The sequence below is a fragment of the Clostridium celatum genome (assembly GCF_021412605.1).
Taxonomy (GTDB): Bacteria; Bacillota; Clostridia; order Clostridiales; family Clostridiaceae; genus Clostridium; species Clostridium celatum.
On the sequence record NZ_JAJKGM010000135.1, the window covers coordinates 1 to 208 of the forward strand.

Genomic DNA, 208 nt, shown 5'->3' on the forward strand with positions numbered 1-208 from the left:
GATAGGTCAGAGGTGTAAGTGTGGTAACATATTTAGCTGACTGATACTAATAGGTCGAGGGCTTGACCAATAAAAAAATATGATTCATGTGCAATTTTCAGAGAACAATCTCTGAAAATAAAATAAAGTTAAATCTGGTGATGATGGCGTAGAGGAAACACTCCTTCCCATTCCGAACAGGAAAGTTAAGCTCTACAGCGTCAATGGT

Annotated in this window: 1 rRNA gene; it reads left to right on the forward strand. The window is 38.0% G+C overall.

What is annotated here, in order from left to right:
• Nucleotides 1-133: 133 nt before the first annotated feature.
• Nucleotides 134-208 (forward strand): 5S ribosomal RNA (gene rrf / locus LPC13_RS16885); the annotation flags it as partial.